This is a genomic window from Rhodococcus sp. NS-SX18 (assembly GCF_057367935.1).
This window is the reverse complement of sequence record NZ_CM170633.1, coordinates 3,384,674-3,408,967: the sequence shown is the minus strand read 5'-3', so window position 1 is coordinate 3,408,967 and position 24,294 is coordinate 3,384,674. Positions and strand designations below refer to the sequence as shown.

Annotated in this window: 22 protein-coding genes, 3 tRNA genes and 1 other RNA gene; 19 read left to right on the top strand and 7 right to left on the bottom strand. The window is 69.5% G+C overall.

Going from position 1 to position 24,294, the window contains the following annotated elements:
• Window positions 1-109: 109 nt before the first annotated feature.
• Window positions 110-3,106: a UPF0182 family protein gene (locus tag AC2IPW_RS15755; protein WP_486375165.1), complete on the top strand. Its 2,997-nt coding sequence runs from the start codon at window positions 110-112 to the stop codon at window positions 3,104-3,106.
• Between the two features lie 65 nt (window positions 3,107-3,171).
• On the opposite strand, the gene AC2IPW_RS15750 is transcribed toward AC2IPW_RS15755, so the two are convergent.
• The gene (locus tag AC2IPW_RS15750; protein WP_486375164.1) at window positions 3,172-3,684 is read right to left on the bottom strand and encodes a transglycosylase family protein; all 513 of its coding nucleotides are present in this window, start codon (window positions 3,682-3,684) and stop codon (window positions 3,172-3,174) included.
• Between the two features lie 434 nt (window positions 3,685-4,118).
• Between AC2IPW_RS15750 and AC2IPW_RS15745 the strand changes: the two genes are divergently transcribed.
• A tRNA-Met gene (locus AC2IPW_RS15745) sits at window positions 4,119-4,195 on the top strand.
• 52 nt (window positions 4,196-4,247) lie between these two features.
• On the opposite strand, the gene AC2IPW_RS15740 is transcribed toward AC2IPW_RS15745, so the two are convergent.
• The 4 genes from AC2IPW_RS15740 to hisN form a co-directional block, all read right to left on the bottom strand.
• Window positions 4,248-5,891, bottom strand: a complete 1,644-nt coding sequence (locus AC2IPW_RS15740) for an acyl-CoA synthetase (RefSeq protein WP_486375163.1) — start codon at window positions 5,889-5,891, stop codon at window positions 4,248-4,250.
• 172 nt (window positions 5,892-6,063) lie between these two features.
• On the bottom strand, window positions 6,064-7,272 hold the full coding sequence (locus tag AC2IPW_RS15735; RefSeq protein WP_054374296.1) for an acyl-CoA dehydrogenase family protein: 1,209 nt from the start codon (window positions 7,270-7,272) through the stop codon (window positions 6,064-6,066).
• 43 nt (window positions 7,273-7,315) lie between these two features.
• Complete coding sequence (locus AC2IPW_RS15730; protein WP_416061349.1) at window positions 7,316-8,710, bottom strand: acyl-CoA dehydrogenase family protein; 1,395 nt, start codon at window positions 8,708-8,710, stop codon at window positions 7,316-7,318.
• Between the two features lie 90 nt (window positions 8,711-8,800).
• Window positions 8,801-9,595: a histidinol-phosphatase gene (hisN, locus tag AC2IPW_RS15725; protein WP_289377632.1), complete on the bottom strand. Its 795-nt coding sequence runs from the start codon at window positions 9,593-9,595 to the stop codon at window positions 8,801-8,803.
• 79 nt (window positions 9,596-9,674) lie between these two features.
• Here hisN and prfB point away from each other — a divergent pair, with 79 nt between their 5' ends.
• The 17 genes from prfB (at window position 9,675) to AC2IPW_RS15640 (ending at window position 21,964) form a co-directional block, all read left to right on the top strand.
• Complete coding sequence (gene prfB, locus AC2IPW_RS15720) at window positions 9,675-10,799, top strand: peptide chain release factor 2 (RefSeq protein ID WP_054374290.1); 1,125 nt, start codon at window positions 9,675-9,677, stop codon at window positions 10,797-10,799.
• A 30-nt stretch (window positions 10,800-10,829) separates the two neighbouring features.
• Window positions 10,830-11,714 carry a mechanosensitive ion channel family protein gene (locus AC2IPW_RS15715; RefSeq protein ID WP_486377015.1) on the top strand — a complete coding sequence of 295 codons (885 nt, stop codon included), beginning with the start codon at window positions 10,830-10,832 and terminating at the stop codon, window positions 11,712-11,714.
• The gene (locus AC2IPW_RS15710; protein ID WP_486375162.1) at window positions 11,711-12,157 is read left to right on the top strand and encodes an Rv3103c transmembrane domain-containing protein; all 447 of its coding nucleotides are present in this window, start codon (window positions 11,711-11,713) and stop codon (window positions 12,155-12,157) included. The genes AC2IPW_RS15715 and AC2IPW_RS15710 overlap by 4 nt, the downstream gene beginning before the upstream one ends.
• 31 nt (window positions 12,158-12,188) lie before the next feature.
• Window positions 12,189-12,878 (top strand): cell division ATP-binding protein FtsE, encoded by a 690-nt coding sequence (gene ftsE / locus AC2IPW_RS15705; RefSeq protein WP_054374284.1) that lies wholly within the window; start codon window positions 12,189-12,191, stop codon window positions 12,876-12,878.
• Window positions 12,879-12,933: 55 nt separating this feature from the next.
• The gene (gene ftsX, locus AC2IPW_RS15700) at window positions 12,934-13,839 is read left to right on the top strand and encodes a permease-like cell division protein FtsX (RefSeq protein WP_486375161.1); all 906 of its coding nucleotides are present in this window, start codon (window positions 12,934-12,936) and stop codon (window positions 13,837-13,839) included.
• 94 nt (window positions 13,840-13,933) lie between these two features.
• Window positions 13,934-14,407: an SsrA-binding protein SmpB gene (gene smpB / locus AC2IPW_RS15695; RefSeq protein WP_010594668.1), complete on the top strand. Its 474-nt coding sequence runs from the start codon at window positions 13,934-13,936 to the stop codon at window positions 14,405-14,407.
• Window positions 14,404-15,258, top strand: coding sequence for an EamA family transporter (locus AC2IPW_RS15690; protein ID WP_486377014.1), 855 nt, complete (start codon window positions 14,404-14,406; stop codon window positions 15,256-15,258). Before smpB ends, AC2IPW_RS15690 begins: the two co-directional genes overlap by 4 nt.
• Window positions 15,259-15,359: 101 nt before the next feature.
• Window positions 15,360-15,728, top strand: a transfer-messenger RNA (tmRNA) gene (ssrA, locus tag AC2IPW_RS15685).
• A gap of 67 nt (window positions 15,729-15,795) precedes the next feature.
• Complete coding sequence (locus AC2IPW_RS15680) at window positions 15,796-16,152, top strand: fluoride efflux transporter FluC (protein ID WP_054374282.1); 357 nt, start codon at window positions 15,796-15,798, stop codon at window positions 16,150-16,152.
• The gene (crcB, locus tag AC2IPW_RS15675) at window positions 16,149-16,493 is read left to right on the top strand and encodes a fluoride efflux transporter CrcB (RefSeq protein WP_040783436.1); all 345 of its coding nucleotides are present in this window, start codon (window positions 16,149-16,151) and stop codon (window positions 16,491-16,493) included. Before AC2IPW_RS15680 ends, crcB begins: the two co-directional genes overlap by 4 nt.
• A 78-nt stretch (window positions 16,494-16,571) precedes the next feature.
• Window positions 16,572-18,203 carry a phosphoglucomutase (alpha-D-glucose-1,6-bisphosphate-dependent) gene (gene pgm, locus AC2IPW_RS15670; RefSeq protein WP_486375160.1) on the top strand — a complete coding sequence of 544 codons (1,632 nt, stop codon included), beginning with the start codon at window positions 16,572-16,574 and terminating at the stop codon, window positions 18,201-18,203.
• A gap of 62 nt (window positions 18,204-18,265) precedes the next feature.
• On the top strand, window positions 18,266-19,474 hold the full coding sequence (locus AC2IPW_RS15665) for an MFS transporter (RefSeq protein ID WP_040783419.1): 1,209 nt from the start codon (window positions 18,266-18,268) through the stop codon (window positions 19,472-19,474).
• 26 nt (window positions 19,475-19,500) lie between these two features.
• Window positions 19,501-19,989, top strand: coding sequence for a MauE/DoxX family redox-associated membrane protein (locus tag AC2IPW_RS15660; protein WP_003938116.1), 489 nt, complete (start codon window positions 19,501-19,503; stop codon window positions 19,987-19,989).
• Between the two features lie 37 nt (window positions 19,990-20,026).
• Window positions 20,027-20,773 (top strand): DsbA family protein, encoded by a 747-nt coding sequence (locus AC2IPW_RS15655; protein WP_003938115.1) that lies wholly within the window; start codon window positions 20,027-20,029, stop codon window positions 20,771-20,773.
• Window positions 20,774-20,919: 146 nt separating this feature from the next.
• A tRNA-Ala gene (locus AC2IPW_RS15650) sits at window positions 20,920-20,995 on the top strand.
• A 76-nt stretch (window positions 20,996-21,071) separates the two neighbouring features.
• Window positions 21,072-21,144 (top strand) — tRNA-Ala (locus tag AC2IPW_RS15645).
• 385 nt (window positions 21,145-21,529) lie between these two features.
• A complete protein-coding gene (locus AC2IPW_RS15640; protein ID WP_040783434.1) occupies window positions 21,530-21,964 on the top strand; it encodes a DUF7144 family membrane protein in 435 nt (144 codons plus the stop codon).
• Here AC2IPW_RS15640 and AC2IPW_RS15635 read toward each other — a convergent pair whose 3' ends face one another.
• Together AC2IPW_RS15635 and AC2IPW_RS15630 are read right to left on the bottom strand one after the other, a co-directional pair.
• The gene (locus AC2IPW_RS15635) at window positions 21,965-23,467 is read right to left on the bottom strand and encodes an AMP-dependent synthetase/ligase (protein WP_486375159.1); all 1,503 of its coding nucleotides are present in this window, start codon (window positions 23,465-23,467) and stop codon (window positions 21,965-21,967) included.
• The gene (locus AC2IPW_RS15630; protein ID WP_486377013.1) at window positions 23,460-24,245 is read right to left on the bottom strand and encodes an IclR family transcriptional regulator; all 786 of its coding nucleotides are present in this window, start codon (window positions 24,243-24,245) and stop codon (window positions 23,460-23,462) included. Before AC2IPW_RS15630 ends, AC2IPW_RS15635 begins: the two co-directional genes overlap by 8 nt.
• Window positions 24,246-24,294 lie beyond the last annotated feature (49 nt).

Here is a 24,294-nt window from a genome sequence, read left to right as displayed (position 1 = left end):
GCCTCATTCCGTAGAGTGGGGCGAAACGGTCACCACGAGTGCCGTGGGTGACAGTCGAGGTGAACAGCTGCGGCGCGTCCGCGTCGCCGGAGAATTGGGAGTGTGGCACGTGGGCATGAGGCCCCCCACCGGAGTACCTTCGCTGTCGAAACGCAGCAAGATTCTGCTGAGCCTGGCCGTGGTGGCCGCGGTGCTGCTGCTGGTCGGTCCCCGACTGGTGGACGCCTACACCAACTGGCTGTGGTTCGGCGAGGTCGACTTCCGTGACGTGTACGTGAAGGTGCTGCTGACCCGGATCGTCTTGTTCGTCGTCGTGGGTCTGTTCGTGGGCGCCGTGGTATGGCTCGCCATGCTGCTGGCGTACCGATCGCGCCCCGTGTTCGTGCCCGCCTCCGGGCCCAACGACCCCATCTCGCGGTATCGCACCACGGTGATGTCCCGGCTGCGCACGTTCGGCCTCGGCATCCCGATCGTGCTCGGTCTGCTGTCCGGCCTGATCGCGCAGGCGAGCTGGGTGACCGTGCAGATGTTCTTCAACGGCGGCTCGTTCGGCACCACGGACCCGCAGTTCGGACTGGACGTCGGCTTCTACGCCTTCGACCTGCCCTTCTACCGGTTCCTGCTGAACTGGATGTTCGTGGCCGTCATCCTGGCGCTCTTCGCCGCTCTGGTCACCCACTACATCTTCGGCGGTATCCGGCTTGCCGGCCGCGGCGGCAGTCTCACCCGCGCCGCCCGCATCCAGCTGGCCGTGCTGGCCGGCATCTTCGTCGCGCTCAAGGCGGTCGCGTACTGGCTCGACCGGTACGCACTGCTGTGGAGCGGGCGCAAGGAGCCCACGTTCACCGGTGCGGGATTCACCGACATCAACGCCGTGCTGCCCGCCAAGCTGATCCTGATGGCGATCGCCGTCATCTGCGCGGCGGCGTTCTTCGCAGCGATCGTGCTGCGCGACCTGCGTATCCCGGCGATGGCGACCGCGCTGCTGGTGCTCTCGTCGATCCTCGTCGGAGCCGTGTGGCCGCTGGTGGTCGAGCAGTTCTCCGTCCGGCCGAACGCCGCCGTCAAGGAGGCCGAGTACATCGAGCGCAACATCGCGGCGACGCGTCAGGCCTACGGCATCACGGACGAGACCGTGGAGTACCAGGACTATCCCGGTGTGGGGAGCACGTCACCGCGCAATGTACCGGCGGACGTGACCACGATTGCCAACACCCGTCTGCTCGACCCCAACGTGCTGCCCCGCACCTTCACCCAGCAGCAGCAGCTGAAGAACTTCTACGGGTTCCCGCCGTCGCTGGACATCGACCGGTACGAGATCGACGGGCAGCGCGAGGACTACATCGTCGCCGCCCGTGAACTGTCGCCGTCGAGCCTGACGGGTAACCAGACCGACTGGATCAACAGGCACACGGTGTACACCCACGGAAACGGCCTGGTCGCCGCCCCCGCCAACCGGGTGAACGCCGCTGCCAGCGAGTCCGCCGAGGAGGCCGCCAACAGCAACAGCGGCTACCCGGTGTACATGGTCAGCGACATCGCGTCGCTCGAGTCCGGAGACCAGGTGATCCCGGTCGAACAGCCGCGGATCTACTTCGGTGAGGTCATCGCGCAGGAGGAGCCCGACTACGCGATCGTCGGTGCCGCCGAGGGCGAGGCCCCGCGCGAATACGACACCGACACCGCGCAGTACACCTACACCGGCTCGGGCGGCGTGTCGATCGGCAACTGGTTCAACCGCCTCGCGTTCGCTTCCAAGTACGCCGAACGCAACATCCTCTTCTCGAGCGCGATCGGCAGCGAGTCGAAGCTCTTGTTCAACCGCGATCCGCGGGACCGGGTGACGAAGGTCGCACCGTGGCTCACCGCCGACGGCGACGCCTATCCTGCGGCCGTCGACGGCCGCATCGTGTGGATCGTCGACGCCTACACCACGCTCGACAACTACCCGTACGCGCAGCGCAGTTCCCTCGAAGGTCTCGTCGAGGACAGCGTCGACCAGAACACCGGCCGGCTGCTGCCCCGCAAGGAGGTCTCCTACATCCGGAACTCGGTGAAGGCGACAGTCGATGCGTACGACGGCACCGTGACCCTCTACCAGGTCGACGACCAGGACCCGGTCCTGAAGGCGTGGATGGGTGTCTTCCCCGATGCGGTGACCCCGCAGGATCAGATCTCCGACGAGCTCCGTTCGCATTTCCGGTACCCGGAGGATCTGTTCAAGGTGCAGCGCGAGATGCTCGCGAAGTACCACGTCGACGATCCGCGCGAGTTCTTCACCAACAACGCGTTCTGGTCGGTGCCGAGTGACCCGACGGTGGAGACGACGGCGAATCAGCCGCCCTACTACGTGCTGATCGGTGACGAGGAGACGGCCCGCCCGTCGTTCCGGCTCACCTCCGCGATGGTGGGCTTCAACCGGCAGTTCCTGTCCGCGTACATCTCGGTGAACTCGGATCCGGACAACTACGGCAAGTTCACGATCCTCCAACTACCGACCGACACCCAGACGTTCGGTCCCGCACAGACGCAGAACGCGATGATCTCCGACACGCGCGTCGCGTCGGAACGCACCTTGCTCGAGCGGTCCAACCGGATCCAGTACGGCAATCTGCTGACGCTGCCCATCGCCCAGGGCGGCATCCTGTACGTGCAGCCGATGTACACGGAACGCAACTCGGCGACGGGAAACACCTCCACCTTCCCGCAGCTGTCCCGGGTGATCGTCAGCTATCGCGAGCCCGGGCCCGCCGGTGGCGTACGGATCGGCTATGCCCCCACCCTTGCCGCGGCGCTGGACCAGGTCTTCGGTGGCGGCGTCGGTAGTGCGGCCACCGCACCGGGTGGCGAGTCGACGCCCCCGGCACCGGCCGAGGGGGCACAGGGGACACCGCAGGACGGTCAGGCTGCGGCACCGGCTCCCGCTCCGGCACCGAACCCGGCGCCCGCGCCGGCGCCGGCGGACCGGACGGCGGCAGTCGCCGAACTCGACGCGGCACTCGCCGAACTCAGCGCGGCGCAGAGCACCGGCGATTTCGCGGCGTACGGCCGAGCGCTGGAACGGGTGCAGGCCGCCGTGGAGGCGTACCAGTCCACCGGCGGCTGATCCTGCCGTGACCGGAACGGGGCCCCGCGCACATCGTGCGCGGGGCCCCGTCGTTCGCGGACGAATCAGCGGCCGGTCAGTGCGATGCCGACTGCCTGGTCGAACTGCGCGGCGAAGCCGTGCTGCGCGGCGAACTCACCGGCGACACCGAGTGCCTGCTCGACGGGCGCGGCCTCGGGTGCCGGGGTTGCGGGTGCCGGGGCGGCGGGTGCCTCGGGAGCGGGGGCGGGCGCGGCCTCGCTCTCGGTGGTCAGGTACTGACCGCAGACCGGCCACGCGCCCGGGCCCTGGGTCTGCAGCGTGTTCTCCGCGACGCGGATCTGCTCGGCCTTCGAAGCGGTGTGTGGGCTGCCGGTGCCGCCGTTGGCTGCCCAGGTGCTCTGCGAGAACTGCAGACCGCCGTAGTAGCCGTTGCCGGTGTCGATCGACCAGTTGCCGCCGCTCTCGCACTCCGCCACCGCGTCCCAGTTGTGCGGGGCAGCGGAGGCGGTACCGGTGGCGAGGCCGAACGGCACCGCCACGAGGGCGCCGGTGACAACGGCCGTGCCGAGGCCGCGCTTGCTGAAGAAAGTGGTCATGCGGGATGAATCCTCTCCGCGCTCGCCGACGCCGGACCCGGGGCACCGCTCGGTCGTGGCGGTGCGGACAGTCGGCCGGGTCGCGTCGCTGCCCCCTGAAGGTTCCGTCGTACCGATTCCCGCGGGGCAGCTCGGCGGCGGCGGGACGGCGTCGGCTCGGTGGTTTCGAGCCGCGGCCGACCGTACCGAGCCGTGGCGACGCGGGCCACCGGCCGCAACAACGCCCCGGGTGTCCATCAGGTGGGACGAGCGACCGGCGTTTGCGCAGGTCGTCGCGGCAAGTCGGCCGACCCGTCACGCGATCGTTATGCCTCCGTTATGTGAGGGGGATCATGCGACGAGTGTGGTCCAGGACACGCGATGACGCGCGAAAAAGACCTTCGCCCAGGCGATTTGCATTCCGTTCACCGCGCCGTGTAACTTCGTTTCTGCAACGCGGGGTGGAGCAGCTCGGTAGCTCGCTGGGCTCATAACCCAGAGGTCGCAGGTTCAAATCCTGTCCCCGCTACCACGCCGAAGGGCCCGGCACCGGATGATCCGGTGCCGGGCCCTTCCGTATGAGATCAGGGCTTCATGTCGACAAGTACGCGTCGCAGCAGCTTCCCCGTCGCATTGCGCGGCAGTTCGTCGAGGAAGACGACGTCACGCGGAACCTTGTAACGTGCCAGGTTCGCCTTGACGTACTCCTTGATCTCCTCGGCGTCGCGCGCGGAGCCTTCGGCCGGCACCACGAAGGCGCGCAGCCGGTGACCGAAGTCCGGATCCTCCACCCCGACCACCGCGGCATCGAACACGTCGTCCCGTTCGACGAGAAGGTTCTCCACCTCCAGCGGGTACACGTTCTCGCCACCGGAGACGATCATGTCGTCGTCCCGGCCGTCGACGAACAGCAGTCCCGCCTCGTCGAAGTGCCCGACGTCGCCTGTCGAGAGCAGACCGTTGATCCGCTCCTTGTCCCGGCCGTCCGTGTAACCGTCGAAGCTCAGCCCGCTCGCGACGAAGATCCGGCCCACCTTGCCGGGTGCCGTGATGCGGTTGCCTTCCTCGTCGTACAACTCCACCCGGCACGTCACAGGCGGCCGTCCGGCCGTACCCGGCGCCCGGCGGATGTCCTCGGGTGTGGCGACGGTGGCCACCGCGCATTCGGTCGATCCGTACAGGTTGTGCAGGACATCGCCGAAGTACTCGCGGGTGCGCCGGCACACGTCCGGCGACAGCGCCGAGCCGGCGGAAAAGATGATCTGCAGGCTCGACGTGTCGAACCGGCCGATCGCCTCGCCCCCCAGGTCCAGGATCCGCTGCAGCATCGTCGGCACGACGACGAGCACGTTCGCCCGGTGCCGTTCGATCAGGCGAACCGTTTCGAGCGGATCGAACCGCCGCTCCAACACCACCGTCTGACCCAGCGCCAGGGCGAGTCCGAACTGCGAGATTCCGGTCCCGTGGAACGCCGGCGCCGCCATCAGCATCGTCTGTCCCGGCCGTAGCGGTACCCGGTCCAGGAACTGCGCCGAGGCGAGCGGCGACGTGCGCTCGCGCGGGGCACCCTTCGGGGTGCCGGTCGTGCCGCTGGTGAGCAGCACGAAACCGCCGAGCGTGCTCGGTGCGGGAACAGTGGACCGGTCGAACTGTGCGAGCACGGACTCGATCCCGGGTGGTTCCGGCTCCTCGCCCTCGAGCCACGAGCTGTACGTGCGCACATCCGGCGGCAGGGCTTCGGCCACCGCCGCGAACTCGGCGTCGTAGACGAACGTGCCGACCCCTTCACGTTCCGCGACGTCCGCGAGCTGGCGCGGAGCGAACCCGGTATTCATCATGACCAGCTTCGCGCCGAGCTTGGCGGCCGCGAGCATGGTGAGAACGAGTCCACGGTGGTTGCGGGCCATCAGGCCCATTACGTCGCCTGCCGCGACCCCGTCGGCCTGCAGCGCCCGTACGAGCGCATTCGACTGCCCCTCGAGTTCCTGGTAGCTCAGCCGGCCACGCTCGTCGACGAGGGCGACGGCGTCGTAGCCGCGCGCGGCGTGGGCATGTACCGGTCCGGCGAACGGGCCGTAGCGGCTCACCGCGACGAGGGTGCCGATTCCGTGGTCGACCCGGGGAAAGTGCAGCAGTCCGGAGCGGGCGAGTACCCGCACGGCGCCCAGCGTGTCGGTCACCTCCCCGACGGCGCCGGTGATCTTGTCCTTGATGTCCTGCCCGGGCATGCTGTCCCCTTCGAGCTCGTGCCGGATTCGTCACCGCAACCCTAGTGGTGATGGACTTCACAGAGATGGACATTCGTCCGAATTCCGGGAAGCGGCCCGAAGCGTGAGAAAACCCCCGCCGTCGGTGAGTACGGCGGGGGCCCGACCCCTCGGAGAAGCGGTCTGTGACCGGCTACTTCAGCTCGGCGCTCGACAGGCCCAGCAACCGTCGCGCAATGATGAGCTGCTGGATCTGCTGCGTGCCCTCGAAGATGTCGAGAATCTTCGAGTCGCGCGCCCACTTCTCGAGCAGCGGACGTTCGGAGTAGCCGTAGGTACCCGCCAGTTCGACGGCCTTGAGGGTGACCGCGGTACCGGTGCGGCCGGCCTTGGCCTTGGAGATCGACGCCTCGAGCGAGTTCGGCTGCTTGTTGTCGGCCATCCACGCGGCCCGCAGCGCCTGCAGGTAGGCCGCCTCCCAGTCGGCCTCGAGCGCGAGGAACTCGGCGGCCGCTGCGTGCTGGTTGCAGGCCGGGACGTCGTAGGACACTTCGACGCCGGCCTCGGCGAGGATGCCGCGCAGTTCCTCGAGCGCCGCGCGGGCGACGCCGACGGCCATACCGGCGACGATCGGACGGGTGTTGTCGAAGGTCTGCATGACCCCCGCGAACCCCTTCTCGACGTTCACCTCGGGGCTGCCGAGCAGGTTGTCCCTCGGAATCCGGCAGTTGTCGAGCACCAGCACGGCCGTGTCGGAGGCCTTGATGCCGAGCTTATGTTCGAGGCGGGCCACGCTCAGGCCGGGGGCGTCCCGTGGGACGACGAACGACTTGATCGCCGCGCGTCCCTTCGACCTGTCGACGCTCGCCCACACGACCACGTGGGTCGAGCGCTCGCCGGCGGTGACGAAGATCTTCTCACCGTTGAGGACCCACTCGTCGCCGTCGAGGACGGCGGTGGTGGTCACGGCGGCGGAGTCGGAGCCGAAGCTCGGCTCGGTGATGGCCATCGACGCCCACACCTTGCCGAAGCGCTCGAGCTGCTCGTCGGTGGCGACGGCGGCGATCGCCGAGTTGCCGAGGCCCTGGTAGGGGATCGAGAGAGTCAGACCCACGTCGCCCCAACAGGTTTCGATCACGTTGAGCAGCGACGCCATGTTGCCGCCGTTGACGTTGCCGGTCTGCTTCTTCGGCTCGTCGCCGCGGCCGAGCGCCGCGCCCGAGGCGCCCTGACCGGAGTCGTTCAGGCCCTCGACCATTGCCGCCATCGTGTCCAGCTCGACCGGGTAGACGTGCTCGGCGAGGTCGTACTTGCGGGAGACGGGACGGAAGATCTGCGCGGCGACCTGGTGGGCCTGGTTCGCCGACGCCTTGAGCCTCTTGGGAAGTTCGAGATTGATCATCGCGGGTTCCTAAATGTGAGGGGACGCTGCCGGGTCGGGCGGTTCAGACGAGGACGACGCCCTCGGCGACGCCCACGGCGCGCAGGTCGCGGTACCAGCGTTCGACGGGGTGTTCCTTGGTGAAGCCGTGGCCGCCGAGCAACTGGACGCCGTCGAGGCCGATCTGCATGCCCTTGTCGGTGGCGAGCTTGCGGGCCAGCGCTGCCTCGCGGGCGAAGGACAGGCCCTGCTCGGCCCGGGCCGCGCCGCGCAGCGTGACCAGCCTGATCCCGTCGAGCTCGATCTTGATGTTCGCGACCATGAAGGCGACGGCCTGCCGATGGCTGACCGGTTCGCCGAACGCCTGCCGTTCGTTGACGTAGGGGACGACGTAGTCGAGCACGGCCTGCCCGGTGCCCGCGGCGAGGGCGGACCAGCCGAGCCGGGCGAGGCGGACGGCGTCCGCGTACTGCTCGGCGCGCACATCGGCGTCGGCGTCGCCGAGGAGGGCGCTCTGCGGGACGGCGACGTCGGTCAGGTGTAGCCGGCCGAGCCCGGCGGCGCGCAGCCCCATCGACGGGTCGGCCTCGATCACGACGCCCTTGCTGTCGGACTCGACCAGGAACAGCGACGGCTTTCCGTCGAGTTCGGCGGCGACGACGAACAGCTCGGCGCTGCCCGCGGCCGGCACCAGGCACTTGACACCGTTCAGCCGGTAGCCGCTGGGGGAGCGCACCGCCTTGGTCTGCAGCGCGAACGGGTCGAACAGCGCCCGCGGCTCGGTGATCACGACGCAGGCCTGCGGGACGTCGTCACCGGCGAACGCGGGCAGGTACGTCCGTTGCTGCTCCTCGGTGCCCCACTGGGCGAGGGCGACCGCGACGCCGCTCGGCGCGAGGATCGGCAGGGCCAGCCCCATGTCGCCGTGAGCGAGTGCCTCGGCGACGAGCGTGTTGGTGACGGCGCCGCGCTCGGTGGCGACTCCCTCGAACGCCTCGGGCACGTTGACGAGGGTGATGCCGAGTTCGGCGGCCCGGGCGAGAAGGTCGGCGGGGGCGGCGGCTGCCTCGTCCGCGTCGTGCGCGGCGGGCCGCAGGATCTCGGCGGCGAACTCGCGGACGGTCTCGACGATCATCTGCTGATCGTCGGTGGGGGTCAGGTCGAACAGGTCGGTGCGGACGGCGGTGTCGAGGCGCTGCGGTGCGCCGGATCCGCCGGTGACCTTCTTGAAGGTGCGGGTGGCGGCGCCGAGCGTCTTGAAGCCGGTCTTGGTGGACTGGTAGGTCACCCGGTCGATGGCCTGCCGGAGGTTGTACCGGTCCGCGAGTTCCGAACCGGTGATCCGGGTGAGCACCCGCATCGCCGCGCCCATGGCGTCCCGCCGGAGGGGGTTCAGGCCCACGGCGGACGTGTCGCGGGGGGTGTTCCGGGCCACACTGTCTTGCTTGCTCATGATCACCAGACGTTTCTCGATGTGGGGACGGACAGTCCCAATCTTACTGCGGAGTAAGATTGCTGTCTACTATCGAGTAAGTTGGTGGTGAGTGCTCTACCGGGCTTGCCGCAGACGGGTGAGCACACCGTCGTGCAGTGCTCCGTTGGTGGCGACCGCGCTGCCACCGTGCGGGCCCGTCGCGCCGTCGAGATTCGTGAACCGGCCCCCCGCCTCCCGGACCAGCACGTCCAGCGCAGCCAGGTCCCACAGGGACACCTCGGGCTCCAAGGCGATGTCCACCGCACCCTCGGCCAGCAGGCAGTACGAGTAGAAGTCGCCGTAGGCCCGTACCCGCCACACCTCGTCGGTGAGCGCGACGAATTCGTCGCGCCGGCCGCGGTCGCGCCAGCCCGACAGGCTCGAGAAACTCAGCGACGCGGCGGACAGCTCGGCGACCTGCGAGACCGTGAGCCGACGAGGCTGCGCGCCGTCGTAAGCCAGCCACGCCCCCGCGCCGGCCGCGGCCCACCAGCGGCGGTTCAGAGCCGGGGCGCTCACCACGCCCACCACCGGCACACCGTCGTCGAGCAGGGCGATCAGGCTGGCCCACACCGGCACACCGCGCACGAAGTTCTTGGTCCCGTCGATGGGATCGACCACCCACTGGCGGCCGGTGAACACGGCGTCGCCGCCGAACTCCTCGCCGAGGATCGCGTCCCCCGGGCGCTCGGCGCCGAGGGTGCCGCGCACGGCGCGTTCGACGCCGAGATCCGCATCCGATACCGGGGTCAGGTCCGGCTTGTCGGTGACGGTCAGATCGAGGGCGCCGAACCGGGTGCGGGTGATGGCGTCCGCCTCGTCGGCGAGGCGCAGGGCGAGATCCAGATCGGCCGAGAAGTCGGTGCTCATGCCCCAGACGCTAGTCCAGAGCCCACCCGGCCCCGAGCGGTGGCGAGGTCACGCCGCACACCCGGTAGCCTTGAGAATCGTGCATCCCGATGTTTCCGCAGACCTGGCCGAACTGGCGACCACCCTCGAGACCGTCGAGGCGGTCCTCGACGTGGACGAGCTGCGCCGGCGCATCGACGAGCTCGAGCACCAGGCCGCCGACCCGGAGTTGTGGAACGACCAGGAGCACGCGCAACAGGTCACCAGCCAGCTCTCGCACGCCCAGGGCGAACTGCGGCGCGTCGAGGAGCTGCGCTCGCGACTCGACGACCTGCCGGTCCTCTACGAACTCGCCGAGGGCGAGGAGGGGGAGGACCGCACCACCGCGCTGGCCGACGCCGACACCGAGCGCGCCGCCCTGCGCACCGACATCGAGGCGATGGAAGTGCGCACCCTGCTCTCCGGCGAGTACGACCAGCGCGACGCACTGGTCAACATCCGCGCCGGCGCCGGCGGCGTCGACGCTGCCGACTGGGCCGAGATGCTCATGCGCATGTACATCCGATGGGCCGACAAGCACGGCTACCCGGTGGAGGTCTACGACACCTCCTATGCGGAGGAGGCGGGCATCAAGTCCGCGACCTTCGCGATCAAGGCGCCCTACACGTACGGCACCCTCTCGGTCGAGATGGGCACCCACCGACTCGTGCGCATCAGCCCGTTCGACAACCAGGGCCGGCGCCAGACGTCGTTCGCCGAGGTCGAGGTGCTGCCGGTCGTCGAGACGACCGACCACATCGACGTCGACGAGAACGACATCCGCGTCGACGTGTACCGCTCGTCCGGCCCGGGCGGGCAGTCCGTCAACACCACCGACTCCGCGGTGCGCCTGACCCACATCCCCACGGGAATCGTCGTCACCTGCCAGAACGAGAAGTCGCAGCTGCAGAACAAAGTCTCGGCGATGCGCGTGCTGCAGGCCAAGCTGCTCGAACGCAAGCGGCAGGAGGAGCGTGCGGAGATGGACGCCCTCAAGGGCGACGGCGGGAGCTCCTGGGGCAACCAGATGCGCTCCTACGTCCTGCACCCCTATCAGATGGTCAAGGACCTGCGCACCGAGCACGAGGTGAACAACCCGGCGGCCGTCCTCGACGGCGACATCGACGGGTTCCTCGAAGAGGGCATCCGGTGGCGCATGCGCGAGAACCAGAAGCAGAACCAGTAGGCCAGAACCAGCGACACGGAGGATCGAACCCTGTTTCCCGGTAGCAGGATTCTCGACTGGCTGTCGAGCAGCGGTCTGCAGATCGCGCTCACCGTGCTCGGTGCCGCGCTCGTCGCGCGATTCGTGAGCTGGGTCGGTGGCCGGATCACGCGGCGGATCGACGAGACCTATCAGCAGTCCGACGCTCTGGTGCGTTCGGAAGTCACCAAGCACCGCCACTCGGTGGCGCAAGTGATCACCTGGGTGGTGATCACTTTCGTCTACATCATCGCAACCCTGAAGGTCTTCGACTACCTGGCGCTACCCATCGGCAGCCTCGTGGCGCCGGCCACGGTGCTCGGTGCCGCGCTCGGCTTCGGCGCCCAGCGCATCGTCCAGGACATCCTCGCCGGATTCTTCATCATCACCGAGCGGCAGTACGGATTCGGTGACACCGTCCAGATCTCGGTCACCGGTGCCTCCGCCGACGCGGTCGGCACGGTCGAGGACGTCACCCTGCGAGTGACGAAACTGCGCAACGCCGCCGGCGAGGTCATCACCGTGCCCAACGGGCAGATCAACAAGGCCGTCAACCTGTCCAAGGACTGGGCCCGTGCCGTCGTCGACGTGCCGATCCCGGTCACCGCGGACATCGCCGAGGTCAACGATATCCTGCACGAGGTCGGCGTCGCGGCGTTCGAGGACGAGAAGCTCAACGAACTGCTGCTCGACGAGCCGACCGTGATGGGTGTCGAGAGCCTCGAGGTCGACCAGGTCAGCGTCCGCATGGTGGCCCGGACCCTGCCCGGCAAGCAGTTCCAGGTGGGCCGCGAACTCCGGGTGCGGGTCGCGCTGGCGCTGCGCCGCCGGGGGATGACCGTCAACCCCCAGCTGGACACCTCCACTCCCATCCACGGCATCGAGGCGGTGCAGTGAGCGAGCGACGCCGATTCCACATCCCGGACCACGTTCTCGGCGGCCGGGTGCGCACCACCACGTTGTCCCTGTGCCTGCTCTGGGTCGGCCTGTGGTTGCTGTACGTGTACTTGAATCCGGAGGACGAGCAGAGCGCGGCGGCGCCGCCGGGAGCGGTCGTCGTCAGCGACGTGCCGTACGTGCCGTACGTGCCGGAGCCCACGACGGTCGAGCCCGTGCCGACCACCACCGCCCCCACTACCACCGAACCGACTCCGACGACGACCGGCCCGACACCGACGGGCCCGGGATCGACGCCGGGCGGACGCGGCTCGGAGGCGGTGCCCGGTGCCCCGGCCCCGACGACCACGACGACCCAGCCCGGCCTGCGGTTGCCCGAGATCCCGATTCCCGGTCTCGGCGATTCGTCCCCCACCGAACCTACCGGCGAGTCGGTTCCTTAGGTCACCGTCCGATAACGGCTAGCATGGCGGCGTGATCCGCCTGGAGAATGTGTCCAAGTCGTACAAGACGTCGACCCGGCCGGCTCTCGACAAGGTGAGCGTCGAGATCGACAAGGGCGAGTTCGTCTTCCTCATCGGCCCGTCCGGTTCCGGGAAGTCGACCTTCCTGCGGCTGCTTCTCCGCGAGGACACCCCCACGTCGGGTGACATCCACGTGGCGGACTTCCACGTCAACCGGCTCTCGGCCCGGCGGGTGCCACGGCTGCGGCAGAACCTCGGCTGCGTGTTCCAGGACTTCCGGCTGCTGCAGCGCAAGACGGTGGCCGAGAACGTCGCGTTCGCGCTCGAGGTGATCGGCAAGCCGCGCTCGGTCATCGCCCGCACTGTGCCCGACGTGCTCGACCTCGTCGGCCTGTCCGGTAAGGCGGACCGCCTGCCCACCGAGCTGTCCGGCGGTGAACAGCAGCGCGTCGCGATCGCGCGGGCGTTCGTGAACCGGCCCCTCGTGCTCATGGCCGACGAACCGACCGGCAACCTCGACCCGGACACCAGCCAGGACATCATGATGCTGCTCGAACGCATCAACCGCACGGGAACCACCGTGCTGATGGCCACTCACGACCATCACATCGTCGACTCGATGCGGCGCCGGGTGGTCGAGCTCGACCTCGGACGGGTCGTGCGCGACGAGGCGCGCGGCGTCTACGGCGTCGGCCGCTGACTGCTCCCGCTCCATCGCACTCGCCCCTCCGGCAACCGAAGGACTTCGACACTCCATGCGTGCCAGCTTCATCCTGAGCGAGGTCGTCACCGGCCTGCGCCGCAACCTGACCATGACCGTCGCGATGATCCTGACCACCGCGATCTCCCTCGGCTTGTTCGGCGCGGGTCTGCTCGTCGTGCAGATGGCGGACAAGACCCAGCAGATCTTCCTCGACCGGGTCGAGGTGCAGGTGTTCCTCACGGAGGACATCTCGACCCTGGACCCGGACTGCGAGCAGGACATCTGCCGAACCCTGCGCTCGGATCTGGAGAACACCCCGGCAGTGGTGTCGGTGCAGTACCTCAACCGCGAGGACGCCGTCGCCGACGCGACCGAACGGGTCTTCAAGGATCAGCCGGAACTCGCCGAACTCGTCAGCCCCGAGAGCTTCCCGGCCTCGTTCAAGATCAAGCTCTCCGACCCCGAGCGGTTCGGGGTGATCGAGGACCAGTTCGCCGTCCGACCCGGGGTCGACAGTGTCCTCAACCAGAAGGACCTCGTCGAGCGGCTGTTCAGCGTGCTGGGCGGCGTGCGCAACGCCGCGTTCGCGATCGCCACGGTCCAGGCGGTCGCTGCGATCCTGCTCATCGCGAACATGGTGCAGATCGCCGCGTTCACCCGCCGCACCGAGGTGGGCATCATGCGGCTGGTGGGCGCGACCCGCTGGTACACCCAGCTGCCGTTCCTGCTCGAGGCCGTCGTGGCGGCCGTGATCGGTGCGGCGCTGGCCATCGCCGGGTTGTTCGCCGCGAAGGGCGCCTTCGTCGACGAGGTGCTCTCGGAGGTCTACGAGGCCAACATCGTCGCCCGCATCTCCAACAGCGACGTCCTGCTGGTCTCCCCGATCCTGGTGCTGGTGGGCGTCGGCATGGCGGCGTTGACCGCCTACGTCACCCTGCGCCTGTACGTGCGCGAATAGCTCCCCGCCGGTGCGCCGGGAATATCCGGTTGTCTCCGCTACCTATGCTGTACACAGATCTGTCGGACGCATCGAGGACCGGAGGGGCCCGAAAGTGAAGGAAAAGGGCCGCAAGGTCATTGCGACCAACCGCAAGGCGCGGCACAACTACACCATTCTGGACACGTACGAGGCCGGAGTCGCACTCCTGGGCACCGAGGTCAAGAGCCTGCGTGAGGGCAAGGCCTCGCTCGTCGACGCGTTCGCCACCGTCGACGACGGCGAGGTGTGGCTGCGCGGGTTGCACATCCCCGAGTACGGGCACGGGACGTGGACCAACCACGCGCCGCGGCGCACTCGCAAGCTGCTGCTGCACCGCCGGGAGATCGACAACCTCGTAGGCAAGACCCGCGAGGGCAACCAGACCCTGGTGCCGCTGTCGATGTACTTCTCCGACGGCAAGGTGAAGGTCGAGTTGGCGCTGGCCCGGGGCAAGCAGGACTACGACAAGCGCCAGGATCTGGCCCGTCGCACCGCCGAGCGCGAGGTGACCCGCGAGCTCGGCCGGCGGGTGAAGGGCATGCGCTGACGGCGATCGTGCTCGCCCTGGTGGCCGCGGTCGGCTACGGGGTGAGCGACTTCCTCGGCGGAGTCGCGTCCCGGCAGGTGGCCGCGCTGCGGTTCGTGCTCGTGTCGTACCCGCTGTCGCTGCTACTGGTGCTCGCCGTCGCGCCGCTCGTCGGCGGTGGCGTCACGGCCGGGTCGCTCGGCTGGGGCGCGGCGGCCGGTGTGGCCGGCGGCGTCGCGATCTGGTGGTTCTATCTCGCGCTCGCCGCAGGTCCGATGTCTGTGGTGTCCCCGCTCACCGCCGTGCTCGTGGCCGGGATCCCGGTGCTCGTCGGCATCGCGACGGGGGAGCGGCCCGGGGCGGTCGCCTACGCCGGCATCGCGATCGCCCTCGTCGCCGTGGTGCTGGTCAGCAGGGAATCGAAGGAGAGTGTCGCCGGGGACGCGCAACCACGTTTCACCGCGAACGTGGCGTGGCTGACCGTCGGCTCCGGAGTCGCGTTCGCCCTGATGTTCGTCGCGCTGCACCGCGTCCCCGAAGGCACCGGCCTGTGGCCCCTCGGCATGTCGCGGCTCACCGCGACGCTCGTGGTGTGGGCCGTGGCCATGGGGACGCGGCAGCTGATCCGGCCGCCGGGGCGGGTGTATCCGCACATCGTCGCGGTCGCGGTCCTGGACGTGATCGCCAACGGTGCGCTGATGTTCGCCTTCCAGGGCGGGATGCTGTCGCTGGTCAGCGTGATCGGCGCGCTGTACCCGGCGGCGACCGTACTGCTGGCGATGATCGTGCTGGGCGAGCGTATCGGGCGTGGCCAGATGGCCGGCATGGTGCTCGCCCTCACTGCCGTCGGCATGATCACCGCGGCCGCCTGACGGCTGTGATCCACGTCATTCACGGCTCGGACGAAATGGGAATGACGGAGGGGGGTCCGCGCGTTAGAGTGGGTAGTCCTGCGAAGGTCGCAGGTACGTACGGGGCTGAACGGTTTCGACTGCGTACGTTGAGCTAGGGGAAGCGTGTCGGTGCAGGCAAGAGACCACCGTAAGCGTCGCTGCAAACCAATAAGCGCCGAGTCTACTCAGCGCGAGTACGCCCTCGCTGCCTAAGCGAGCGCGTCTCTGTCAGACCGGGTGTGCTCCCGCCCCGGATCCTGGCATCGACTAGGGAGCTCCACCGTACGGCTCGGTCGCGGAGCCGGACGGGACAGCAAACAGCGACTGGGATCGTCATCTCGGCTTGTTCGCGGGACCGGGAGATCCAAGTAGAGACATAGCGAACTGCACACGGAGAAGCCCTGGCGAGGCGGCGGAGGACCCGGGTTCGATTCCCGGCAGCTCCACCGGAACGCGAAGGACCCCGGCCACCCGGCCGGGGTCCTTCGCATTTGCCGGACCTCTACGGTTACCGGCATGGAGTACAAGCCGACGGCTGTGGTCGCCGCTGGGGGAGCGATGGGCGCCGTGGCCCGGTACGCACTGGCCGTGCAGTTCCCCGGCATCTGGACGATCGCGGCGGTCAACGTCGCCGGTTCGCTGCTGCTCGGTCTCGTCGCCGCGCTGCTCGGTCCCGATCGGCTGTGGCGCCTGTTCCTCGGTGTCGGGGTACTCGGCGGCTACACCACCTTCTCCACGTTCGCCGTCGACGCCGTCCACCACCCCGCGACCGCCGCCGTCTACGTGACCGTGACCCTCGCCGGGGCACTCACGGCGGCACGCCTCGGTATGGCCGCCGGTGAGGCGTGGCGGCACCGGTCGGCGACCCGATGACCGTCCTGCTCGTCGCCGTCGGCGGCGGTGCCGGCGCGGTCCTGCGCTACCTCGCGGGCCGGCACGTCCGCTCCTATCGCAGCGTCCCGGTGGCGACCTTGACGGTCAACGTCCTCGGCTGCCTGCTGCTGGGCCTGCTGTCCGGCGCCGCGCTGGCACCGGCGACGTTCGCGCTGCTCGGCACCGGATTCTGCGGAGGCCTGACCACCTATTCGACGTTCGCCGTCGAATCGGTCGGTCTCGTACGCGTGCGCCGCCCGGTCACGGCGACGGCATATGCGGTGGTGAGCGTGCTGGCCGGTACGGCCGCGGCCTGGGCCGGGTTCGCCCTCACGTCCTGACCGCCGACGATCGGCGCGCGCGGTGCACGCCGGCCGGGCAAGATGAGCAGGGCAAGGTCGGGTGGACGAGGAGGTCACATGGCGCACGAACGAGCGGGACAACCGGCGGCAGCTGCGGATCTGGAGGATCTCGCGCACCTGGTCACCGCGTACTACACGGTGACGCCGGACCCGCAGGATCCGCTGCAGCAGGTTGCCTTCGGCACCTCGGGTCACCGCGGATCGAGCCTCGACGGCGCCTTCAACGAGCAGCACATCCTCGCCACCACCCAGGCGATCGTCGAATACCGCGCGGCGCAGCAGATCACCGGGCCGCTGTTCCTCGGCCGCGACACCCACGCGCTGTCGGAACCGGCATGGACGAGCGCACTCGAGGTGCTCGCCGCCAACGGCGTCGCTGTGGTCGTCGACGCCCGCGACCGCTACACACCCACCCCGGCCGTGAGTCACGCGATCCTGCGGCACAACGCCGCCGGATCCGGGGCCCGCGCCGACGGGATCGTCGTCACCCCGTCGCACAACCCGCCTCGCGACGGCGGATTCAAGTACAACCCGCCGCACGGTGGGCCGGCCGACACGGACGCGACGTCGGTGGTCGCGGCGCGCGCCAACGAACTGCTCGCCGCGGGACTGGACGGGGTGCGCCGGGTTCCCGTCGTCCGGGCGCTCGCCGACGCCGGCCGGCACGACTTCCTCGCCGCCTACATCGACGACCTGCCGAACGTCCTGGACCTCGACGCCGTCCGCGAGGCGGGGTTGCGCATCGGTGCCGATCCCCTCGGCGGCGCGAGCGTCGACTACTGGGGCGAGATCGCCGAGCGGCACCGGCTCGACCTGACCGTCGTCAATCCGCTCGTCGACGCCACGTGGCGGTTCATGACCCTCGACACCGACGGCAAGATCCGGATGGACTGCTCGTCGCCCAACGCGATGGCGTCGCTGATCGGCACCTGCGACCGCTACGACCTGGCCACCGGCAACGACGCCGACGCCGACCGGCACGGCATCGTCACCCCCGACGGGGGGCTGATGAACCCGAACCACTACCTCGCCGTCGCCATCGACTACCTGTACCGGCACAGGTCCGGATGGTCCGCCGAGGCGAAGGTCGGCAAGACCCTCGTGAGCTCGTCGATGATCGACCGGGTGGCCGCGGGCCTGGGCCGGGGCCTGCTCGAAGTTCCGGTGGGCTTCAAGTGGTTCGTTCCCGGTCTGCTCGACGGCACCCTCGGATTCGGCGGGGAGGAGAGCGCCGGCGCATCGTTCCTGCGGCGCGACGGCTCCGTGTGGACGACCGACAAGGACGGCATCCTGCTGGCCCTGCTCGCGTCCGAGATCACTGCCGTGACCGGCACGACCCCCTCCCGGCGCTACGCCGAACTCGCCGAACGCTACGGCGACCCGTCGTACGCCCGGGTCGACGCGCCCGCCACGCGTGAGCAGAAGGCCGTGCTGGCGAAGCTCGCACCCGAACAGGTCGACGCCACCGAACTGGCCGGCGAGCCCATCACCGCGACCCTCACCGCCGCACCGGGCAACGGCGCCGCGATCGGCGGACTGAAGGTCACCACGGAGAACGCGTGGTTCGCGGCCCGGCCGTCGGGCACCGAGGACGTGTACAAGATCTACGCCGAATCGTTCCTCGGTCCAGACCATCTCGCGCAGGTCCAGGACGCGGCGCGCGACCTGGTGTCCCACGTTCTCGGCTGAGTCCGCACCGGCGGGACGCGCCTGCCGGACCGATCGTGCGCGTCGCTAACATCGGGCCCATCATGCGAACACGCGACGCCGCCTTGCCGCGGGAGATCTGGGTCCTGGTCAGCGCGGCCTTCGTCATCGCCCTCGGCTTCGGTCTCGTCGCGCCCGCACTGCCGCAGTTCGCACGCAGTTTCGGGGTGGGGGTCACCGCGGCATCCGTCGTGATCTCCGCGTTCGCGGCCATGCGGCTGTTGTTCGCCCCCGCCAGCGGGAATCTCGTGCAGCGGCTGGGAGAGCGGCCGGTGTACACCGCCGGTGTGCTCATCGTGGCGCTGTCGACCGGCGCCTGCGCCTTCGCGACGGACTACTGGCAGCTGCTGCTGTTCCGGGCGCTCGGCGGGATCGGCTCCACCATGTTCACCGTCTCGGCGCTCGGATTGCTGATCCGCATCTCCCCGCCGAACGCGCGGGGCCGGGTGTCGGGGCTCTACGCGACGAGCTTCCTGCTCGGCAACATCGGCGGCCCGCTCGTCGGTGGCGCCCTGGTAGGTCTGGGGTTGCGGGCACCGTTCCTGATCTACGCGGTGGCCCTCCTCGTCGCCGCGGCCGTCGTGTTCGTGAGCCTGCGGCACTCCGCACTCGCCGCACCGGACTCGGGCGGCAGCATGCCGGCGATGCGGTTGCGGGAGGCTCTGCGGTCGCCGGTGTACCGGGCCGCGCTCGGATCGAACTTCGCCAACGGCTGGGTCGTCTTCGGCGTGCGGGTGGCAATGGTGCCGCTGTTCGTGGTGGAGGTGCTCGGACGCGATGCCGGCCTGGCCGGAGTGGCGCTGACGGTGTTCGCCGTGGGCAACGCCCTGGTCCTGATGGTCTCCGGGCGGTTGTCCGACCGGTTCGGCCGCCGCCCGTTCGTGCTGCTGGGGCTCGTGGTGTGCGGGACCAGCACCATCGCGATGGGCCTGACCACGAACCTCGCGCTGTTCTTCGCGACCTCGTTGCTGGCCGGCGTCGGGTCGGGCCTGATGAACCCGGCCCAGCAGGCGTCCGTCGCCGACGTGGTCGGCAGCAAGGCGCGCGGCGGTCCGGTGCTGGCGACTTTCCAGATGACCGCCGACGTGGGCGCGGTGATCGGACCGGTCGCTGCCGGAGTCCTGGCGCAGCAACTTTCGTACGGGGCCGCGTTCGCCGTGACCGGTGCCGTCATGCTGCTGGTTGCCGTGCCCTGGGTACTGGCGCCGAGGCCCGTCCGGGAACCCGCGGTGACCGAAGCCACGGAGCGCTGAGCGCCGACCTCGGTACTGTCGATGAGGTGTGGATACCCCTGCTCAGCCTGATCGCCCGGCTCGGTCTCGCCGCCGTGTGGCTGATCTCCGGCTGGATCAAGTTCGTCGATCCCTCTCAGACCGTCGTGGCCGTCCGCGCGTACCAGTTGCTGCCCGAGGTCCTCGTGCGGCCCGTCGCGGCCGGGCTGCCGATCTTCGAGCTCGTGCTCGGTCTGCTGCTGCTGATCGGGCTCGCGGTGCGCGCGGCAGCAGTCGTGGGTGCGGCCGCGCTGCTGACGTTGATCGTCGTGATCGCGTCGGTATGGGCGCGCGGGCTGTCGATCGACTGCGGGTGCTTCGGGGGCGGTGGGGCCGCCGACGTGGACGGCTGGGACTACGCCGGAGAAATCGCACGAGACCTCGGCTTCCTTGCCCTGGCCGCCTGGCTGACGGTGTTCCCCCGCAGTCCGCTCGCGCTCGGTCCCGGCTCCCGGGCGAGGCTCTCAGCACGCACTCAGCCCGCGATGGCAGAGTGATCCCGCATCGATTCCCGGACAGCGAAGGGCAGATTTCGTGAGCGCCAAGAAGGTCAAACCGGTCAAGTACACGCCGGAGCCGACGTCGAGCAAGTCCACCTTCATCCTCGGCGGGATCGCGGTCGTGGTGATCGCGGTGCTGGTCATCGGGGGCGTGCTGTGGCAGGCGAACCGAAGTAAGGCGCGCAACGAGGGCTACGGGGCGGTGCAGAACGCCGCGGTGCAGGTGGAGCTGCAGGACGACGGGGTCGTCCTCCTCGGTCTCCCCGACGCCGCGACCACGATCGACCTGTTCGAGGACCCGCTGTGCCCGTACTGCGCCGAGCTCGAGCACAAGCACGGTCAGGAACTGGCGCAGGCGATCGACGCCGGCGACCTCGCTGTGCGGTACCACATGCTCGCGTTCCTCGATCAGCTCTCCGCGAGCGGCGACTACTCGACCCGCGCGGTCGCGGCCGGTCAGTGCGTTGCGCAGAGCGGGGACGCGACGGCGTTCTCCGCGTTCCATGCGGCGCTGCTCTCGCCGGAGAACCAGCCCGCCGAGCGGGGCGAGAGCGACCTCACCAATGCCGAGCTGGCACAGATGGCGCGGGACGCCGGGGCGTCCGACGACGCGGCGCAGTGCATCGCCGACGGTGCACGTGTCGAGCAGGCGGCCGCCGACGCGGAGGCGGGGCGGCAGGCGCTCGCGGCGACGGGCGCGTCCGGCACCCCCGCGGTGGTGCACGACGGCACGGTGATCGACGCCCTCGGTAACGACAACTGGGTGGCCGAGCTCGGCTGAGGCGGCGGCGACGGTGGTCGGACGACCGACCACCGTCGCCTCGCCGGTCGCCTCCTCGGTCCGTACTGACCAGGCGATTTGTTGTCGTCGACGGCGATGGTGTAATTTTCTCTTCGCACCGGGGAGTTGATCCCAGGTGACGGTACGGGGCTATGGCGCAGCTGGTAGCGCACCACACTGGCAGTGTGGGGGTCAGGGGTTCGAGTCCCCTTAGCTCCACCATCACGACAAGAGGCGAGAGTGAATGCTCTCGCCTCTTGTCGTGAGAGGCCCACCTCGGGTGGTGCGGTTTTGTTCAGGGGCTATGGCGCAGCTGGTAGCGCACCACACTGGCAGTGTGGGGGTCAGGGGTTCGAGTCCCCTTAGCTCCACTCTCTCCGGGACGCCCTGATCATTCTGCGATCGGGCCGATATCCCGGGCAATGCCGACATTTTCCCCTCGGAACCTGCTTCATGCTCTCTCGTAGCGGCGCACACTGTGATGGATCGCTTCGAAAACGGGAGAGGTGAGCTGTCGTGTCCGAAGGTTCGAACATTACCCCGGGTTCTTCTGCCGGTGCCGCGCCCGGTGCGGGTGCCACTGCTGGTTCAGGTGCCACTGCTGGTTCAGGTGCCACTGCCGGTTCAGGTGCGGCTGCCGGTTCGGGTTCCACCGCGGCAGCGGGTGCGTCCGCACGCCATGCCGGTGGTGCCCACGAGGGTGGCGGTCCCACCGCCGCTGTCCGCCACGGCTCGGGGCCGGCGACCGGCTCCGGCCTGAAGCAGGGCTTCGCCGCCGGCACGTCGATCGCGGCCGGCATCCTGCTCGCCACGGTCGGTGTTCTGCAGTTCCTGCAGGGCATCGCCGCGATCGCCAAGGACGACATCATCGTCGTGGGACAGGAGTACACGTTCTCCTGGGACGTCACGGCATGGGGCTGGGTGCATCTGATCCTGGGCATCCTGGTGGCCGTGATCGGTCTCGCGCTCGTCACGGGCGCGACGTGGGCGCGCGTCGCTGCGATCGTCATCGCGGCGCTGTCGATCATCGTGAACTTCCTGTGGTTGCCGTACTACCCGGGCTGGTCGCTCGCGATCATCGCGATCGACGTGGTGGTGATCTGGGCAGTGTCCACCTGGGATGCCGATCGCACCTGGGATGCCGATCGCACCTGGGATGCCGGAAGCACCGAGCCGGGCTACCGTCCCTGATCAATCCTCGTACAGACGCTGCACGACGTCGGCGCAGCGCGCGAGCACTCGCTCCGGCAGCGGGTGCCCGTGCGCGTCGACGTCCGTCGATGGCAGCGGTGTGGGCAGCACGATGAACCGGCGAATGCGTTCCCAGCGGCCGAGATCCGCGTTGAGCCGGTCGACGGCTGCCGCGGCCTCCGCCGGTGGGATCGGCCGGTCCGACTTGGGGACGACCAGTCCTACGCAGTAGGGCCGGAGTTCACCTGCCACGACCAGGTCCGCGTCGGGGAGCAGTGCCCGGAACCGGCGTGCGAGGGCAGCCGGCGCGACGTACTTGCCGGTCGAGGTCTTGAACACCTCTTTCTTGCGGCCCCGCAGTGTGACGAATCCGTCGTCGTCGACGGCGCCGCGATCGCCGGTATGGAACCAGCCGTTGCGGTCGACGGCGGCCGCGGTGCGTTCGACATCGTCGTGGTACCCGGCCATCACCGCGGGGCTGCGCACGAGCAGTTCCCCGTCGGGGGCGATACGCACCTGCGTGCCGGGCAGGGGCCGGCCCACGGAGCCGAGACGCCGGCTGTCCGGCCGGTTGACGCAGGACGGCCCCGCCGTCTCGGTGATGCCGTAGCCCTCGAGGGCCGGCACACCGACCCCTTCGAACCACTCGGCCAATGGCCGGGCGAGCCGGGCCGACCCGGACAGCACGAACCGCAGTCGACCAAGATCCGCGGCGCCGGACTCGACGCCGCCGCGGATCTTGCCCAGTACATGCGGAACGGATCCGAGGAAGGTCGGCCTGACCTCGACGAGGTGCTGCACGACCCGGTCGGCACGGCCGTCGACGAACGTCGGCACCCCCAGATGCACGCCCACGAACAGCAACGCGCGCCCGAAGACGTGGGAGAGCGGCAGCCAGAGCAGTTGCAGGTCCGAGGGCGTGAGCATTCCCAGGCGGGCCATGGCCCGGGCTTCGTAGGCGACGGAAGCGTGTGACAAGCACGCACCCTTGGCGGTGCCGTCGGAACTGGAGGTGTAGATCAAGGTGGCCAGGTGGTCGGGCGTCACGCCCGCGATGCGGGCCGCCACCGCTCCGGGGTCGGCAGCCAGGAGGCGCCGGCCCTCGTCCTCGAGTTCGCCGAGCCGATTCAGGTACAGCGCCGGCGTGGCGGGCAGCGGCCGGTCCGTGAACGTCAGCACGCTGCCCGAGTGCCGCAGCAGCGCCGCCACGTCCGCCGGCGGGGTCGCGGGGTAGATCGGCACGGTGACCGCTCCCGCACACACGATCGCCAAGTCGGCGAGGATCCACTCGTAGCTGGTGGCGGCGCAGACGGCGACATGCGTGCCCGGGGCGATGCCCCGGCCGATCAACCCGGCGGCCAGCGCCGTGACCCGGCTGCCCACCTCGGTCCACGACACGCTCGACCAGTCGCCACCCGCGGGTTGCCGGAACGCCTCCGCGTGGGGCGTGCGGGCGATCCGGTCGAACAGCAACCGCGGCACGGTGCGGGCGGGTTCAACCATCGCTGCTCGTCAATCCGCCGGGTCGCAGGGAGCGGCCGATCGCACGCGCGGCGGTGCGGACAAGCTGGGACAACGCGGTGACCTGCGCGGTGTCGGCGGCGGCGACGATCGACAGTGCCGCGACGGCGATTCCGGGCCGCTCGAAGATCGGTGCGGCCACCGAGACTGCCTCCATCGTCACCTGGCGGTCGCTCACCGCGATCTCGGTGCGGCGCACCTCGGCCAGAACCCGGCGCAGCTCGTCCGGTGAGGTGAGGGTGCGTTCGGTGAACCGTTCCAGTGGCCGTGCCAGCACCTCCTCCTGAACGGCGCGCGGCGCGAACGCGAGCAGCACGAGTCCCAGGCCGGACGCGTGGATGGGAAAGGGACTGCCGACGCGGGTGAGGGTCTTGACCGCTCGCTGACCGCCCAGCCGTTCGACGAACACCACCTCGGTGCCCTCGCGCACGCCGAGCTGCACGTTCTCCTGGGTGATCTGCGACAGGTCTTCCATCACCGGCAGTGCCAGCTCGCGCAGCAGCGCACCCCGGGGTGCGAGGGCCGCGACCTGCCACAGCCGGAGCCCGACGCTGAAGCGGCCGGACGAGTCGCGCTCCAGCGCGCCCCATTCCGTGAGGTCCCCGGCCAGCCGGTGCACTGTGGTGAGCGGCAGACCTGTGCGCCGGGAGATCTCGCTCAGGGTCAGGCTGGGCTGCGCACGGGTGAACGCCTCGAGGAGGGTGAGCGCGCGTACCGTGACGGAACCGGTGGCCGGGCGGGCGGTGCCGGTAGGGGTCACGGTGCTCACCACTTCCTCGGGAACTGCTCCGGCCGGGCCGGTACGACTC

Bases quoted from the DNA above. Each gene is read 5' to 3' on its own strand.
- AC2IPW_RS15750 (WP_486375164.1), bottom strand. From the start codon at position 3,684: ATGACCACTTTCTTCAGCAAGCGCGGCCTCGGCACGGCCGTTGTCACC.
- AC2IPW_RS15740 (WP_486375163.1), bottom strand. From the start codon at position 5,891: ATGCCCGGGCAGGACATCAAGGACAAGATCACCGGCGCCGTCGGGGAG.
- AC2IPW_RS15735 (WP_054374296.1), bottom strand. From the start codon at position 7,272: ATGATCAATCTCGAACTTCCCAAGAGGCTCAAGGCGTCGGCGAACCAG.
- hisN (WP_289377632.1), bottom strand. From the start codon at position 9,595: ATGAGCACCGACTTCTCGGCCGATCTGGATCTCGCCCTGCGCCTCGCC.
- ftsX (WP_486375161.1), top strand. From the start codon at position 12,934: ATGCGTGCCAGCTTCATCCTGAGCGAGGTCGTCACCGGCCTGCGCCGC.
- AC2IPW_RS15680 (WP_054374282.1), top strand. From the start codon at position 15,796: ATGGAGTACAAGCCGACGGCTGTGGTCGCCGCTGGGGGAGCGATGGGC.
- crcB (WP_040783436.1), top strand. From the start codon at position 16,149: ATGACCGTCCTGCTCGTCGCCGTCGGCGGCGGTGCCGGCGCGGTCCTG.
- pgm (WP_486375160.1), top strand. From the start codon at position 16,572: ATGGCGCACGAACGAGCGGGACAACCGGCGGCAGCTGCGGATCTGGAG.
- AC2IPW_RS15665 (WP_040783419.1), top strand. From the start codon at position 18,266: ATGCGAACACGCGACGCCGCCTTGCCGCGGGAGATCTGGGTCCTGGTC.
- AC2IPW_RS15635 (WP_486375159.1), bottom strand. From the start codon at position 23,467: ATGGTTGAACCCGCCCGCACCGTGCCGCGGTTGCTGTTCGACCGGATC.